The organism is Thalassovita mediterranea (assembly GCF_001458435.1).
Lineage (GTDB): Bacteria > Pseudomonadota > Alphaproteobacteria > Rhodobacterales > Rhodobacteraceae > Thalassobius > Thalassobius mediterraneus.
In genome coordinates this window covers 615190-631475 of record NZ_CYSF01000006.1, presented here as the reverse complement: position 1 = coordinate 631475, position 16286 = coordinate 615190, and the positions used below count along the sequence as shown (strand labels likewise).

Annotated in this window: 14 protein-coding genes and 1 riboswitch; of the genes, 4 read left to right on the top strand and 10 right to left on the bottom strand. The window is 57.8% G+C overall.

Annotation, left to right across the window (positions count from 1 at the left end; genetic code table 11):
- Nucleotides 1–13: 13 nt before the first annotated feature.
- The 9 genes from TM5383_RS06965 to TM5383_RS06925 form a co-directional block, all read right to left on the bottom strand.
- On the bottom strand, nt 14–799 hold the full coding sequence (locus TM5383_RS06965; RefSeq protein WP_058318282.1) for a DUF4198 domain-containing protein: 786 nt from the start codon (nt 797–799) through the stop codon (nt 14–16).
- A 142-nt stretch (nt 800–941) separates the two neighbouring features.
- Nucleotides 942–1164, bottom strand: a riboswitch (cobalamin riboswitch).
- Nucleotides 1165–1246: 82 nt separating this feature from the next.
- Nucleotides 1247–2221: a sterol desaturase family protein gene (locus TM5383_RS06960; RefSeq protein WP_058318281.1), complete on the bottom strand. Its 975-nt coding sequence runs from the start codon at nt 2219–2221 to the stop codon at nt 1247–1249.
- A 105-nt stretch (nt 2222–2326) separates the two neighbouring features.
- Complete coding sequence (locus TM5383_RS06955; RefSeq protein WP_058318280.1) at nt 2327–3730, bottom strand: DUF4856 domain-containing protein; 1404 nt, start codon at nt 3728–3730, stop codon at nt 2327–2329.
- 172 nt (nt 3731–3902) lie between these two features.
- The gene (locus tag TM5383_RS06950) at nt 3903–4817 is read right to left on the bottom strand and encodes a LysR family transcriptional regulator (protein ID WP_058318279.1); all 915 of its coding nucleotides are present in this window, start codon (nt 4815–4817) and stop codon (nt 3903–3905) included.
- A gap of 74 nt (nt 4818–4891) precedes the next feature.
- Complete coding sequence (locus TM5383_RS06945; protein ID WP_197407371.1) at nt 4892–6604, bottom strand: dipeptide ABC transporter ATP-binding protein; 1713 nt, start codon at nt 6602–6604, stop codon at nt 4892–4894.
- A gap of 4 nt (nt 6605–6608) precedes the next feature.
- Nucleotides 6609–7499: an ABC transporter permease gene (locus tag TM5383_RS06940; RefSeq protein WP_058318278.1), complete on the bottom strand. Its 891-nt coding sequence runs from the start codon at nt 7497–7499 to the stop codon at nt 6609–6611.
- Nucleotides 7500–7511: 12 nt separating this feature from the next.
- Nucleotides 7512–8477, bottom strand: a complete 966-nt coding sequence (locus TM5383_RS06935; RefSeq protein WP_058318277.1) for an ABC transporter permease — start codon at nt 8475–8477, stop codon at nt 7512–7514.
- Between the two features lie 58 nt (nt 8478–8535).
- Nucleotides 8536–10128, bottom strand: coding sequence for an ABC transporter substrate-binding protein (locus TM5383_RS06930; RefSeq protein ID WP_058318276.1), 1593 nt, complete (start codon nt 10126–10128; stop codon nt 8536–8538).
- Nucleotides 10129–10147: 19 nt separating this feature from the next.
- A complete protein-coding gene (locus TM5383_RS06925) occupies nt 10148–10966 on the bottom strand; it encodes an N-formylglutamate amidohydrolase (RefSeq protein ID WP_058318275.1) in 819 nt (272 codons plus the stop codon).
- A gap of 308 nt (nt 10967–11274) precedes the next feature.
- Between TM5383_RS06925 and TM5383_RS06920 the strand changes: the two genes are divergently transcribed.
- From TM5383_RS06920 to TM5383_RS06910, 3 genes are all read left to right on the top strand, one after another.
- Nucleotides 11275–11985: a type 1 glutamine amidotransferase gene (locus TM5383_RS06920; RefSeq protein ID WP_058318274.1), complete on the top strand. Its 711-nt coding sequence runs from the start codon at nt 11275–11277 to the stop codon at nt 11983–11985.
- Between the two features lie 182 nt (nt 11986–12167).
- Nucleotides 12168–12692, top strand: a complete 525-nt coding sequence (locus tag TM5383_RS06915; RefSeq protein WP_159438551.1) for a hypothetical protein — start codon at nt 12168–12170, stop codon at nt 12690–12692.
- Nucleotides 12693–12937: 245 nt separating this feature from the next.
- Entirely contained in the window at nt 12938–14254 is a 1317-nt protein-coding gene (locus TM5383_RS06910) for an enoyl ACP reductase FabMG family protein (RefSeq protein ID WP_058318272.1), read from the top strand.
- 81 nt (nt 14255–14335) lie between these two features.
- Here TM5383_RS06910 and TM5383_RS06905 read toward each other — a convergent pair whose 3' ends face one another.
- On the bottom strand, nt 14336–14962 hold the full coding sequence (locus tag TM5383_RS06905) for a LysE family translocator (RefSeq protein ID WP_197407370.1): 627 nt from the start codon (nt 14960–14962) through the stop codon (nt 14336–14338).
- A gap of 210 nt (nt 14963–15172) precedes the next feature.
- Here TM5383_RS06905 and TM5383_RS06900 point away from each other — a divergent pair, with 210 nt between their 5' ends.
- Nucleotides 15173–16285, top strand: coding sequence for a phosphatase PAP2 family protein (locus TM5383_RS06900; RefSeq protein ID WP_058318271.1), 1113 nt, complete (start codon nt 15173–15175; stop codon nt 16283–16285).
- The last annotated feature ends 1 nt before the right edge of the window (nt 16286 follow it).

Here is a 16286-nt window from a genome sequence, read left to right as displayed (position 1 = left end):
TTAGTTTGGTGGCTTACTTCAGCTCAGTCGCGTGGATCCACAGGACCGCGTCCTGGCTCAGCTCTTTGCCGTTGTGTTCGGTCACAGGACCGGATCCCAGCGCGGCGAAACCCCAGTGACCAGCAGCAGGGATGCCGAAGGTGAAGACGCCGTTTGCATCAGTGATCGCAACGATCGACCCACCCGCCATCGGCTGAACAGTGGATTCGGTGGTGGCGAAGGCCGCCAGATCGGGTTCGGCGGCCATGTACTCGATCTCAATCTCAGCACCAGCAACGGGTTTGCCTTCGGACAGAACCACACCCGAGAAGGTGGAGCCGACGATGACGTTATAGGGTTTGTTCAGCGGCAGAATTTCGGTCGGCAGGCCAACGGGCTGGTCCCAGTCGGTGGGCAGCGTGTTGCGGTTCAGAACCGATTTGGTGATCTGCTGGATGTAGATATCTTCGCTTTCCTCGTAATAAGGCGCGGGTTTGGTGACGACGACGTAGTCGCCCGACCGCTTGACCGGAACCGATGCAGTGAAAGCAGCAGCTTCGTTTTCTTTGCCTTTGAAGATCGCAGGCGCAACGCGGTCCATCAGATCGGTCTTTTCACCGTTGTGGATCATGAAGAACTCTTCGGGTTTCTCCATATCCATGGCGTGCCCGTTTTCCATCGGGTGCCAGAAGATCAGGCCCATCGGCACATCGCCGGGACGGTCGATCAGCACCTCATCGGTGTGATGCAGAAGGAAGTGCGCCGACGCAGTCATCGGCAGGGAAATGGCCGCAGCAGCGACCAGAGACATCAATTTCATATCGTCCTCATTCGACAATAACAGGGCGATGACCCTGCAATCAGGAATGAACAACGGGGAGTAATGGCGCGGATTGTTCGTTTGAACCGCCGTGCCAGACGCGCACCCCGGCGTCCGGTGGAAAGTGCAACGGGCAAAATCACCCATCGACTTGTGTCCGGCAGGTCTCCTGACTTACGGGTCTTGGCTTGGCTGGCCTTCCCGGGCGCCGATTTGGCATGTCCCAGTGGCGTTTCAGCGTCGCTCGCCGCTCACAGTTGCGGGGGCAGTCACGGATTTGGCGCCTAATGGCTACACCTCACCGTGTTCCCTATTGCTTCCGCCCGGCCTTGGGCCTTGACGGAACCGATCACAGGTTTGGTGAATGGCAAAAGGGGGAGGGCCTGTCAAGCGCGCTGGGCGACCGACCATGCATTGTATACGACTGTATATTCGTGCTGCCGCGTTTTAGTTGCCGCGCAGCACGTTGAGGCGCTGGCCCAAGCGACGGACGCGGCGGCGGATCACATTCGCCATGTCGCGAAACGGGCGCAGGTAAATGTCTAGCAGCTGATCGGCGCTGGCCTCTTCCGGTGAGAGGCCAAAGTCGAGGTCGCGGTCCTTTTCCGACAGGTGCAAGGACCCAAACAGCCAGTCCCAGATCGCCAGAGCCACGCCAAAGTTTTTGTCATAGTGTTCCTGCGCAGTGGAATGGTGCAGCTGATGTTGTGCTGGCGAAATCAGGATACGCTCTAGCCAAGGCCAGTAATGGATATTGATATGGGAATGGCGCAGATTCGATCCGGTGATATGGAACACAAACACCGCCGCGTTGACGCCCACGATGGTGACCAGATCGACCCCACCACCGAAGAAAAACAGAAACACCGGAATCACGCTGCCCTGCACAAAGACGCTGCGCAAACCATACAGCACCCCCTCTAGCGGATGTACGCGGTAGACGGTGATTGGGGTCAGGGTTTCGGCGGAATGATGAACCTTGTGGATGGCCCACAGCAGGGGCCAGCGGTGCATCCAGCGATGCAGCAGAAACTTGGTAAAGTCATCAAAAATGAACATGGTCACGGTGAACAGCGTCACCACCAGCGCCGTCGGTGCGTCGGCAAATAGCCCCTTTTGCAGACCGTCGATGCCATGCAGGAAATAGTAGATCGCGGTTGCGATGCTGAGCTGAGTGATCAACAATGGCGAGATGAACATCGTGAAGAAACGATTGATCACAAAGATCTTGTAATCCGCCTTGGCCGAGGGGGAGAGGAAGACCTGTCGGTCAAAGACCTGCGCCAGACCGGCGCGCAGGGATTTGTGTTTCACGGCCACCAGCCAGACAAGGCCGATTGCCAGAGACAGGATCAGATAGCCAAAGAAAATACGTTTCTTTGGATCCCAGAAATCCCCGAATACCTCAGCAAAATAGTCCATGGTGCACCTTTTATGCCCTTGGCGGCGAAAGCGAAAGGCGGCCCGTGTGGGGCCGCCTTGAGGTCTGTGCCAGATCCGGTGACCGGATCTGTTTTGGTCTGCGACTTAGTCGGTTTCGGCGCTGGCTTCGGCTTCCAGTTTGCCGGCCAGTGCTTCCAGCTCTGCCAGTTGGTCGTTGGCCAGCGATTTCAGGCCGAACTTACCTTTCAGCAGTTCCTGGGTTTTCAGCATGTTCAGCTGATAGTCGTTCCAGCTCATCCGGCGATCACGGACGAAGTTGCCCTCTGCGTCCACGCCGGTGACGTAGCTGTTGTCCATGGTCACAGGACCGAAGCCCACGAGGTTGTTCAGCTCAACCGCGGTGGCGCCCAGGTTGTTGCGGCCCGACTGCAGCGCCATGGCGAAACCTTTCAGTTCACCCCAGTGCTTCACGTAGGCGCGGTAAGCTTTCGCTTTGTCTTCGCCTTCGGCCTCAGCCATCTTGTTGATGTCTTTGTAAACCGAACCGGCATATTTGAACGCGGCTTCGGCCAGCACTTTTTCCCAGTTGCTTTCGATGGTGGCAGCGTGGGCTTTCAGCTGTGCGCGTGCCTCATCGGTCAGCGCTTCGCCTTTGGCGTCTGCGATCACCTGACGACCATCGATGAAGGCCTGCATGATGGTGTGCATGTAGTTGGTCGACTTGGTGCCGCCCTTGTCTGCGCCAGCGGCGTAGTAGGCCGGGCCAAAGACGTATTCGGTTTTCAGGTCAACCATGCCGTCGCCGTTGGCGTCCGCGGCGGCCAGATCCTTGCCTTTGGCAATGGCGTAGGCCTGCTGCGGGGTCAGGCTCATGGCGTGCGCCGGTGCGCCCCAGTAGCCAAAACCTTCGTCCCAGCTGTGCTCTTTGCCGGTGTAGTAAGCGCCGTCTTTGTAGGGTTTGTCGTTGGGTTTGACGTCAGCGGCCAGCTTTTCGTCCAGGTAGTTGTCAACCGATTGGTTGTACATCATCGCGCCCATGGTGAATTTCGAAATCACCTGACCCCAGTCATAGCCGTTTTCAGCGTCAAAGCCTTTGTCCGACTTGGCGGCCATTTTGATCATGTGCATCACGGCGTCTTTGCCGGTGCCGTTGCCGGGCCATGCGGGCATCGCGCCACCGTAGAATTTGCCCGAGATGTTTTTGCCCTTGGAGATGGCGTTCACAGTGGTCTGTTTGATCGGGAAGCCGTCTTTCGACTTCGGCGCCAGAATGTCCAGATCCGCGTCGGAACCGTTGAAGTAGGACAGCATCACCGCTTCAACTTCAGCCGCGTTCGCGCCACCGTTGCCCAGTGCCGCCGCTTTCTTCAGGCTGTCATGCAGCGCGTGACGTGCGATCTGGCCGGAATAGGAAACCGAGTTGGTTTTGTCGCCAGCGTAACCCTTCAGGGTCACGGGGAAGGGGCCGTAGCTGTCCGCCGCTACGGCGCCGGTTGCGGTCATCGCGATCAGCGCCAATGCGGTGGTGTGCAGTTTGATAGAACGCATCTTGGTGTCCTTTTCGAGGTCTTATTTTGAGTCGAATTAAAATCTGACGCTTTTAATAAGTTTTAAAAAATCAAAGTCAACAATAATACTCAGGTTTTTGCGGGCGGCCGCAGAAAACGCAAAAGCCGCCCAATTGGCGGCTTTATGGTGATGTTGCTTTGGGCGGGCGGACCTAGGGTTGCACGGCCTTAAGGAAACTGTCGCGCAGTAGGTGATGTGTTTCAGACCCGTACTGCCATTCCGCGCAGGCTAGAAAGAACGGCGTCATCTGCTTCAGGCCTTCGACTTTGCGGATCACCAGACCCGGCGTGCGGTCGACAACAACACGGGCCATGACCTCGTTGTTGAAGGTGACAGCGCGCATAGGTTCGACCATCTGGATGGCGAAGCTGGCAAAAGGGGATTGCAGAACTGTTTGTGTTGGCAGGTTTTCTTCGCGCCAAAGGCGTTCGAAGTAGTGATAGGACGGGTCACTCTTGGTCGATGTGATGATGCGACACCCTTTGAAATCAGCGATGCAAAGATCGTCTTTCTGCGCCAAGGGGTGTGAGGCGCTCATCACCGCGACCTGCTGCGCCTCGAACAGCATATCGTTGTAAAGCGTTGGGTGTTCCAGCTTGCGGGTGTGAATGGCGAAATCAATATGGCCTTGCACCAGTGACGGCACCATCGTCCCCAGCGGGACAGAGCTGACATAGTATTTGATGTCTGGGCTGTGACCCGAAAGCTCGCTTAGCACAGATGGCAGCAGTTCGCTGGTCACACTCATGCTGGCAGAAATGCGGATCGTTGATAGATGGCCGGTTTTCTGATGGCTTAGCTGGGCCTGAAACCGGTCCAGATGGGCTAGCAGTTCAATCGCGTCTTCGCGCAGGCTTTCGGCGCGGCTGGTGGGGAAAATGGCCCCGTTGCGGCGAATGAACAGGGGCGCGCCGATGGCATCTTCCAGCGATTTGATCAGCTGGCTGACGGCGGGCTGTGACACCCCCAACTGCCGCGCTGCACCCGAGATGGAGCCGTTGGAAATCACGGCGGAAAAGGCCTCGATATGTTTGAGGCGGCGGATGCGGTTCGGGGTGTTTGCCATAACGATCAGTCTAAAGGTGTTTGCCCCCCGTGATCAATGCAGCGTCGCTGCGGATACGGGGGGCGGTTCAGGGTTCAGGAGAACTCGAACTTGGGCATCGCGGCCAGCAGGCCCTTGGTATATTCGGCGTCGGGATCGACCAGCACCTTGTCACAGGGGCCGGATTCAACCACTTGACCGGACTTCATCACCAACACGCGGTCACACATCTGGCGCACAACCGATAGGTCGTGGCTGACAAACAGCAGGGTCAGCCCCAGTTCATCCTGCAGATCCTTCAACAGGTTCAGCAGTTCCGCCTGTACCGTCACATCCAGCGCCGAGGTGGGTTCGTCGCAGAAGATGAAGTCAGGACGGAACGACAGGGCGCGGGCAATGCCGATCCGCTGGCGTTCCCCGCCGGAAAACGCATGCGGCATCTTGCGGCGCGATGCGCGCGGCAGGCCCACCAGTTCCATCAGGTCACCGGCCAGCTGATCCGCCTCTTTGCGGCCCAGTGTGCCATGCGCCTTGAGGGCGTGGGTGATGTTTTCACCGGCGCTCATCCGCGGATTCAGCGAGGAATAGGGATCCTGAAAGATGCACTGCAGCGATTTGCAGTGTTCCAGGCGATCCTTTTTCGAGGTGATGCTGGACACATCGCGGCCGCGATAGACGATCTCGGCCCCCGCTTCGGGTGTGTGCAGGCCAAGGATCATCCGCCCAACGGTGGATTTGCCTGACCCAGACTCGCCCACGATGCCCAGTGTTTCACCGGGGTAGACGTCAAAGTTGACGTCATCCACCGCGCGGAAGGAATTGGCCGCCGAAACAAGGGTGGCCGCGGTGGTAAAGACCTTGGACAAGCCACGGACCTGCAACAGAGGTTCGTCACCGTTCGCCGTTTGACGATCCGCCTTGTTGCCCATCAGGTAATCAATGGCGCGTTGGCGGTCGGTGGCGTTGCCAAGGCCGCCAGGTACGGCGAAACGCTCCACTTTGCGGTCGATGCGCGGGATCGCGGCCATTAGTTCGCGGGTGTAGTCCTGCGTCGGGGACTGCATCAGATCGGCGGTCGGGCCATGTTCCACCATCGCACCGTGGCGCAGGACGTAGACGTAATCGCACATCTCTGCCACCACGCCCATGTCGTGGGTGATCAAGATGATCGCGATGTTGTCCCGCTTGGCCAGACGTTTCAGCGTGTCCAGAACCGCCTTTTGCACGGTCACATCCAGCGCTGTTGTCGGTTCATCCGCGATGATCAGATCTGGCTTCGCAGAAACGGCGATGGCAAAGACAATCCGCTGACACAGACCACCGGACAGCTGGTGAGGGTATTTGTCCAGCCGATCCTCTGGCAGGGGCACCTCGGCCTGTTCCAGCAGTTCGATCGCATAGGCGCGCGCTGCATCACCGCGTTTGTCGGTGTTGGCGGTGATCGCCTCGATGATCTGTTCGCCGATGGTCAGCACCGGGTTCAGCGCGGTCATCGGGTTCTGATAGATATAACCCACCTTCTTGCCGCGCACGTCGGCGAACATGTGTTCCTCAAAGTGGGACACGCGTGCCTCATCCAGACGGACGCCACCGGTTTCAATCACCGCGTTGTCGTCCAAAAGGCCCAGCGTGGCCTTGCCGATGGTGGATTTGCCGGCGCCGCTTTCGCCGACCACGCCGACGATCTGTCCCCGCGCCACCTCTAGCGAGATGCCTTTGAGGGCGCGGAACACTTCGCCGTCGGCCATCGGATAGGCGATGGTCAGGTCTTGCACTTCGATCAGTGTGTTGGTGTCGATCATGCTCATCAGATCAGTCCTTTCCGCGCAGGTAGGGGTTTGCGTGATCGCGCAGGCGGTCAGCGACGACGTTGATGCACAGCACCATCAGTACCAGCACCAGACCGGGGAAGATGCTGATCCACCATTTGCCCGACAGCAGGTAGTCGTTGCCGTTGGCGATCAACAGGCCCAGCGAAGGTTCGGTGATAGGCACACCCACACCGAGGAAGGACAGCGTTGCCTCCGCCCCAATCGCGCCAGAAATGGACATCGGCAAGACGACCAAAACGGGCGAGATGGAGTTCGGCAGCAAGAAGCGCGTCATGATGCGCCAATCGCTGAGGCCAGCCAGACGGGCGGCGTCGATGTATTCTTTCTTCATCTCCGACAAGGCGACCGCGCGCACCAATCGCGCTTTGGATGCCCATGCACCGATGATCAGGGCAAAGATCACCTTGTCCACGCCGGTGCCGAACATCGCCAGAAGCATCAGTGCCAGCAGAATACCGGGGAAACTGATTTTCAGGTCAACGGCCCGCATGATTACGGTTTCGACCCAGCCGCGTTTTTGGGCGGCCAGCAGGCCAAGGATCACGCCGATCCCCGATCCGACCAGCACCGCGACAAAGGCGACGAAGAGCGAAATGCGCAGGCCATACATCACCGCCGACAGAATATCGCGGCCCAGTGCATCGGTGCCCAAGATACTGACAATGCCAGTGCCAAGGGTCGAACCGGGGGGCAACAGGCCATCCAGAATGTCCAATTGCATCTGGTCATAGGGGTTTTGCGGTGCAATCCACGGGGCAAAGATTGCCACAAGGATAAAGAAGGTGATCCCAAAGAGGCCCGCAATGGCCATCGGATGACCGCGAAAGATCTTGGCAAAGCGCTGCAGCGCTGTGGGTTCTGGTTTGTTCATCTCTCGGCCCCCTTATTTATAGCGAATGCGCGGGTCGAGCAGCGCGTAAAGCACGTCGACGATAAAGTTGATGGTCACGAACATCAGCGTGATCAGGATCAGATAGGCGACCACAATCGGACGGTCCGCATGGTGGATGCTGTCGAGCAGCAGCTTGCCGATGCCGGGCCAGGAGAACACGGTTTCTGTCACAGTCGAAAACGCGATCAGCCCGCCCAGTTCCAGACCGGTGATGGTCACAATGGGGATCAGGATATTGCGCATCAGGTGGCGGCGGATCAGGCGATCACGGCCAATACCCTTGGCGCGGGCGAAGGTCATATAGTCCTGATACATCACTTCCTGTGTGCCGGACCGCGACAGGCGCGCCTGCATACAGATCTTGTAGATCGCAAGGTTGATCGCTGGCAGCAGCATATGCGACAGCCCGTCCCAGTTGAGGAAAGACACCGGAATGCCGAACAGATCGGTGGTGTCGCCACGGCCCGAAGCGGGCAGCCATTTCAGCCAGACCGAAAAACACAGGATCAACAGCAGCGCCTGCCAGAAGTTCGGGATCGAATAACCTACCGTGGTGGTAAAGCTGATTGCCTTGGTTGCAGGTTTGCGCTGGTTGAGGCCGGAATAGATGCCCAGCGGAATACCGATGGTCAGGCCGATACCGATTGCCAGCACGGCCACCTCCAATGTGGCTGGCAGACGTTCAAGGATCAGGTCCAGAACCGGACGGTTATAAACAAAGGAGGTGCCAAAATCGCCCTGCGCGATGTTTTTCAGGAACGACAGATATTGCACCACAAGGGGGCGGTTCACGCCCAGCTCTTCGGCCAGTGCAATCCGGTCCTCTTCGGTGAAATCCTCACCGGCCAGAACGGCGACCGGATCCGATACGACATACATGCCGACAAATACTAGGATCGACATAATCAGGATCAGAATAGAGCTCTGGCCCAATCGTCGTAGAACAAAACTTAGCATTCCTGCCCCCTCCGTTTAAAAAGACGCGCCGGGGAGTGATCCGGCGCGTAAGTTTTTCTTATTTTTTGCTGACCATTGCTGCGTTGGTCCGCTCGTCCTGACGACCCTTTACTTCCAGATCCGAACGGTGCGCCCAGATGCTGTGCTGGTAGTAAAGCGGGATGCCGGGCAGGTCAGTCATTACGGCTTTCATTGCGTCTGCAACATAACCGTCTGCTTTGGCCTGATCGGTTTCTACGGCCCATGCCTTGATCGCTGCGTCAAATTCGGGGCTGGCGTAGTTCGAATAGTTGGACGATCCCAGACCCAGCGCCTTGTCACGCGATGCAAAGGCAAAGGAGATCATCTGCGCCGGACCCTGCGGGTGACCCCAACCATAGAGGAACAGGCCCAATTCACGCTCTTTACGCTGACCGGCAAAGACCGACCAAGGTTGGGTTTTCAGGTTCACCTGAATGCCAACGCGCGACAGGTACTGCGTCACCGCCTGCGCCACACGGGCGCCGTTTGCATAGCGATCTGCGGGGGCGGCGAAATCAACGGAGAACCCGTTGGGATAGCCTGCTTCTGCCAGCAGTTCTTTGGCCTTAACCGGATCATATTCCAGTGCGGGCATTTCAGGCGCACCAGCACGGTAAGAGGGCGAGAATTGGTTCGCCACGGTCGCGTTACCACCAAACAGACGATCTGCGATTGCCTGACGGTTGATTGCCAGCGACATAGCCTGACGTACCAGCGGGTTGGCCAGCGGGGCAGAACCATCTTCGGCGGTCACACCTTTGGCGCCTTCGGGGTTCACATCCATGACGAGGAAGATCGAACGCCACGACGGCATCGAGGTGAAGGCGTAGTCGTCGTTTGCTTCTAGTGCGGCCAGATCTTCGGTGGTGGGGTTTTCGATCAGGTCGAAGTCACCTGCAAACAGACCAGCCAGACGGGCACCTGCGTTACCGATGGTGCGCACTTCGACTTTTTCCCAGTCGGATTTTTCGCCCCAGTAGCCGTCAAAACGGGCCAGTTCCGCCTCACCAGATTTGTCGAAGCTGACCATGGTGAACGGGCCGGTGCCGATCGCCGCATCGCCTTTTTCGAAATCCGAACGGGTCGGATAGGCCGCGATGCCGCAGTCGCCTTCGGCGTCAAATTTGATCGGGCCTGCGGGGACATCCGCGTCAGATGCTGTCAGGATCGACAGGAACTTCATCTTTTGGACCCACAGCGGGTAGGGGGCTTTGGTTTCAAAGCGGACGGTCAGGTCATCTACCGCGACAACATCCGCAATCGGACCCATGGAACTGGTCAGCAGATTGCGTTTACCGTCAACTTTGTAGGCCATGCGGCAGGCGCTGTAGACAACGTCGCGCGCGGTCAGATCGGCGCCATTGTGGAATTTGATGCCGTCGCGCAGCTTCACTTCCAGCGTGGTGGGGCTGGTCCATTTCCAGCCTTCGGCCAGAAGGGGACTGTCATCGGCAGCAACCAGTGCTTCGAACACGTGTTCTTTCAGCGATGCGGTCGGGGCGCCGCCGAAGGGATAGGGGTCGATAGAGCGCGGCGCGGACGAAAAGGCCATGCGCAGCGTGTCAGCAGAGGCAACGCTGGGCAGCGCCACAGTGGCGGCCAGTGCCAGAAGGGACAGGGTGGTTTTCATAATGGTGTCTCCCGTGGGGTTAGGTGGCAACACGCGCCGTTTGTTTCGGCGTTCTGTTTTCAACGTAGGTTTTGTATTCACGCAGGATCTCGGCGCAGTCGGCCTGAACCTTGGCAAAATTTTCGTTCCGCTCGCGGGTGGCCTCGTTCATGTAGAGGTCACGGCGCAATTCGACCTGCAAGATATGCTGGTCGATGTCGGGCCAGCCGTAGCGCAGGGTGATCTCACCGCCAATAAACCGTTTGTTGATCCCGACTTCGTAGCCGCGATCGGTGAACAGTTGGGCCATCTTTTCGGTCAGATCCGGTGCGCAGGAATGGCCGTTGCGGGTCCCGATGTCGACCTGCGGGCGTTCGGTGCCGCCGCGCATCTTGCGATCATAGCGGGTCATGGAATGGCAATCGACGATATAAACTTCACCGTGCTCTTGGCGCAGACCTTCAACCATGCTGGTCATGGTTTGGTGATAGGGGATGAAGTATTTGGCGATGCGCGCCTTTGCCTCTGCCAGCGTCAGCTTACGGTCATAGAGTGGCTTTTCATAGGATTTCGACCAGAACAGCGTGGCGCCTGCCTGAACGGAACCGGGCAGGAACCGGCCAAACCAGTTGTCAGGATCATCCAGCATATCCTTGTCGATGTCATGCTGGTGGCGGTTTACATCCACATAAGCTCGGGGGAAGTTTGCCTTAATCGTGCTTAGGCCCAGTTCGCGGCCCTCGGCGAAAATCTCATCCATGTATTTGTCGGATGGATGGTCGATGTCAGAATAGCTGAGATCCTCACGGTACCCGAAATCATCGGGGTAAACGTCGCCCGAATGAGGGAAGGACAGCATAAGCGGGGATTGCCCGTGGGATACCGTCAGTGCCGGATGTGGGGTGTTTCTGCTTATGATTGATGGGTGCGAAGACATAACGTTTGTGCGCCTGTTCTGGGTTCGAGTTGCGATTCGACCTTATTTGCTGCGCGCTTCATCGAAAATCTTATTGATTAGCTCAAAGTAGGCATAAGATTTCGTTATGCCTTGTGGATTATAGGGTAATAAGCTTTTTGAATAACGTTTTCATGTTTTGCCGCCCGCAGTAGGGACAGGGCAGCATTTGGACTTCAGTCAGGGCGCATTGGCGCCGTACGAGGACGATCATGAAAATCTGCATTCTTCACATTGGCCACACCGAACCGGGCGAAAAACCGAAACACCTGCCATCGCCTGAACGGTTCAAACAGGCCCTGATTCGCCATATGCCACAGGCTGAATGGACTGTGATCAGCGCGGTGAAGGACGATCTGCCTGCACCTGATGCCTATGATGGCTACATCATCACCGGCGGCAAATACTCGGTGTTTGAGGATCTGGATTGGCAGCATCGCCTGTTTGACTTCATCCGCGCGGTACACGCGCAGCAGATCAAACTGATCGGCGTGTGCTACGGCCATCAGGCTATCGCTCATGCGTTGGGTGGTGAAGTGGTGCGTAGCCCCAAAGGCTGGGGCGTGGGCATTATGCCGGTCAACGTGGTTCGCGAAACATCGTTTGCAGGACAGGCCGAGGGTGTGATGTTGCATGCGATGCATCAGGATCAGGTGTCTGCAGCACCGGAAGGGGCGGATGTGTTCCTGTCCAGTGCGTTCTGTCCGATAAGCGGTTTCACGATTGCGGATCATTTTCTGGCCATTCAGCAGCACCCTGATTTCAATCCCGATATCAACCGTGATCTGATCAACAAGCGGGTTGATCGTATTGGCACGGCCGTTGCTGATCCTGCGCTGGCGTCTTGCGATGGACAGGATGATACCGCGACCAGCGTGGCGTGGATGGCACGATTCCTTGACCCGGATGCAAAAGCGGCCTGAGGCCGCATCGCTGCGCATTTTGTCCTAAACAAAGACCGCAGCATGTCGTTACCGGATGCATAGGCCCATACCCAGCGGGCCTGTGTGAGGTCGTTGTGTTTGAGTTTCTGAGACCCCTTTTGGCATTTTTCCGGCCGTCGCTGCGATTGCAGCAGCGTCAGGATGTATTGCGGCGTGATCTTGTGCGATTGGTTCAGGATCTGGAAAAAGTGATCGAAGCGATCCTGACAGAGAAAGTGCGCTTTCTGGAAAAGCTTGATGCGCTGGACGGTGGCAGCTCTATTGCGGGGCCTGCCAAAACTGCCGAAGCGGGGCGTAGAAAGGTTGTGCGGCCCGGAATGCGTGCCGCCGCCAAGGAAGGACCAACTCCTGAACAGGTTGCGGCGGCCAAGGCGCTGCGCGCCAGAACCGCGGCATTAGAGGCGCGCTGCCACAATGCATTTGCCGAATTGGCGGATGAAGCAGCAAAGCACCGGTCCGAGATAGACCGCCTGTCTGCCCGCCTGAGCGCGGCCTGCGCCGCTGATCTGGCGGATGATCTGCCGCAAAACCTAGAAGAGGTGGCACAGAAAATGTCGGTTCAGAAATCTGCGGTTTCTGAACTGCGGCTCAAGGCGATTGCGACCACAACGGAACTGCATCAGGCCTGCACCAAGGGTGCAAATTCTGCTTCAGCAACTCCGAATGTTGCGGGCAAAGCGGCCTGAGTATTCATTTCTAGGCTGTCATCTGCTGCTAACACTGGGAAGCTAACCGGAAAACTCTGCGTTTTCCGGTTGAAACGCGTATAAATCGTGATGAAATTACAAGAATGTGATCTTGTTGATGGTACAGGGCGAAAAAGCGCGGTATCTGGGGGCAAGTGTTGCGCTTGTCGTAACGTCATTATTGCAGCGTGCTGTCGTTGGCTGTGCGCGAAACAAACGCTAAAGAGCAAGAGTAGAAGGCCGAGATGAAAAACTCCATTCCGCTGACCGCCATCCGCAAGAACAGCCTTTATGGTGAGGGCGACATTTTCGTCCTGTTCGGTGAATTGTTTGGTCGGGGCTATGCCACCGGCCTGATTGATGCGGCCAAAGCGGCGGGCATGACCGTTGTCGGCATTACCGTTGGCCGCCGCGAAGACGACGGCAGCCTGCGCGCGCTGACCGCAGAAGAGCACGCCGCAGCCGAGGAAAACCTGGGCGGCAAGATCATCAACGTGCCTCTGATGGCCGGTTTCGACATGGACGCGCCTGAGGGCGAGAAAAACCCGACCGATCTGGTGGGCGAAATGACCATCGATGGCTGGCAGGACCACAAGCTGGACTTTGACCTGATCGACCGTTGTCGTGAAATCGGCGTCACCCGTTTCAAAGCTGCGCTGGCCGACGTTATGGCGCAGCTGGACGCGCTGATCCCCGCCGGCAAGAACGTGTTCTTTGCCCACACCATGGCCGGCGGCATTCCGCGGGCTAAGGTGTTCATGGCGATCGCCAACCGCATCTACAAAGGTCGCGGCGCGCGTTACATGCCGTCGCAGTCGCTGGTGGATAGCGATCTGGGCAAGCTGATCCTGCAAAACTTTGATGAGGTGACTGCGCACACCTTCGGCCACCTGATCGAAGCCAGCAGCGCCATTCGCACCCGTATTGAGGGCGAGGGCGGTCAGGTTCGCTACACCGCCTATGGCTATCACGGCACCCGCGTGCTGATTGACGGCGAATACAAATGGCAGACCTACACCAACTACACCCAAGGCTACGCCAAGATGAACCTCGAAGGCCACGCGCAAGCGGCGTTCGAAAAGGGCATCAAGGCGACCGTCTTCAACTGCCCTGAAATCCGCACCAACTCGTCCGACGTGTTTGCGGGCATCGAGTTGTCGCTGCTGCCTCTGCTGGAAGCGCTGCGCAAGGAAGGTGGCGGTGCATGGGTGGATGCCCTGTGGCAGCAATGTCAGGATCTGCTGAAGGATGGCGCCACCGTCGAAGGTCTGCTGAAAGACGTGAACGACTATCAGCTGGATCCGGTGATGCAGCCCTTCAACAATTTCGAAGCTTGGCCCATGCCCAACAGCGGCGAACAGGTTGAAAAAACTGTTGGCACCTCGCAGGCGATTGTTGCTCTGCACAAGGACCGCAAAGTGCTGGTCAGCGACGTGCTGAGCCATGAGGTGGTGAATGCCACTGGTCAGCTGATGTTCGGCGAAGCCAGCGATCCCGCCGGTCCCGTTCTGTGGCTGGATCACGATCTGGTCGCCCAGCAGCTGATCTCGACCAAAGGCTAAACGCTGCGTTTGTAGAAATAGAAAGGGCCACCCGTTTGGGTGGCCCTTTTTCGTGTGTGGTTCGTGTGGGTGGCGTAGACCCTATTTCTGCGTCACCAGTTTGAATGCCAACCCCAGAAAGACAACGCCGGCCATCCGGTTCATGATCACCTGCGCGCGGCTTGAACCGGCAATCTTTTCACTGGCAAATCCCGAGGCCAACGCAATACCGCCAAAGACCACCAGGGTGACCAGCGCCATAATCAGACCCAGAGACAGGATCTGTCCGGCAATATTACCCTGATCGGCGACGACAAATTGCGGTAGAAATGCCAGCATGAAAATCGCCACTTTGGGATTGGTGATGTTCATCACAAATCCCCGTGCAACCAGCTTGCCCGAACTCAAACGTGGCGTGTCCTGCCCAGGTCCGCCCGACGCGCCCGCGCGAAACGCGCCCCAAGCGAGATAGACCAGATAGGCCGCGCCAACCGTTTTCAGTACGGTGAATGCCGCGGGCATCGCCTGCATCGCTGCCGCCAGCCCCAGCGCCACCGCCGCTGTATGCACCGCCAGCCCACAGCACAGGCCCAGCACCACCATCAATCCGGCACGCCGTCCCACCAGCGCCGATTGCGTCAGCACGAACAGGTTGTCCGGCCCCGGCATCAAAGCCAAGAGCGCACTGGTGGCGCTAAAGGCCAGAATGGTCTCAATACTCAACATCATGTCGTCCAATTTTCTAGGGGATTGCCCGTTTGCCCTATGAGTGGCGCAAAACACGGTCTTTGCCAAGCGGCTTAGTACGGGCACATTTTTTTGGCGACCTGTGTGGATTTGCTGGTTAAGCTTTTGGGCATTGCAGACCGCGCGTAGGCGCAGATTGAATATTTGATGATCTCGTTTCGCCGCGCTGGATAAAATTTAAGGGAGGCCCCAATGCCATTTGCACAAACACAACAGACCCAGCAGACACAGCAAACCCAACAGACGCAGCAAACCCAACAAACACAGGGTGGGCCGGGGATGGCGCATGCGGGGCAGGGGGGCTCCCTGGGATTGAGTTTGACCTTGGATTCTGTAGCGTTGACCCTGCCGGGCCAGGCGGATCCAAGCGTGTCAAACCATGTGCCGCTGCCCAGTTGGGAAATGGCGTGGGCGCGTTTGCAGCCGCTACATCGTCATATCATGATGACAGAAAAACTGGCTGAGGGCCTGAGCGTTGCCATGTCTAACAGCGCCGCCGACACGGTTGAGGTGAAACTGGATGGCGCGGTGATTTGTGAAATGACCAGCCCATTTCCCAGCGATCCTAACGCGCCTGATGGGGCGGCCAAGGCCAAGGCCGCGTTGCAGCCTGTTCTGGACCGTCGGTGGCTGCGTGCTGAACGCGCGGGTGAAATTGTGGCACAGCAAACGGATATTCTCAGCTTTCTTGGGCTTAGCTATCCGATGAGCCGCTACAGCCATCCGATGACCATGGCTGTTCTGGATGCTGTCTTGGCAGCGATTGGTAAGGTGGTGGTGCAGGCGAAACACCTTTTGAATGCGCCTCGCCCGATCCAGCTGTCGTCTGCCGTATCGCCGATCATTGCGACGCCGGCGCACGCCGCCTGTCCCAGTGGACACGCCAGCGAAGCCTATGCAATGGCCTTTGCAATGGAGGCGTTGATGTTTGGGTGTGCCAGCACAGAATTGCGTCTGATCGCAGCCCGGATTGAGGAAAACCGTATCTTTTCGGGCGTGCATTATGAACATGATGGGTGGATGGGGCGCAAACTGGCTGCGGCAGTGGCGCCGATCTTTGCGCAGCGTTTGGGACTGACATCAACCGCGCCGACTGTGGCGGAGGTGGACCAGTATTGGTCGGCATCCGGTGAAACGGGCGTCTGGTCGGCCTATGCCGCGCATCAGGCTGATCCTTCGCAGACGGTGGAGTGGTTGAGCGGCGCTCCTGAAAAAACCGGGGGTCTGAACCCGCCGGCCCCGACGGGGCGCGATGATGTGTTGGCCATTGCCATGCAAAAGGTTGCTCAGGAAATCGGGGCATAAC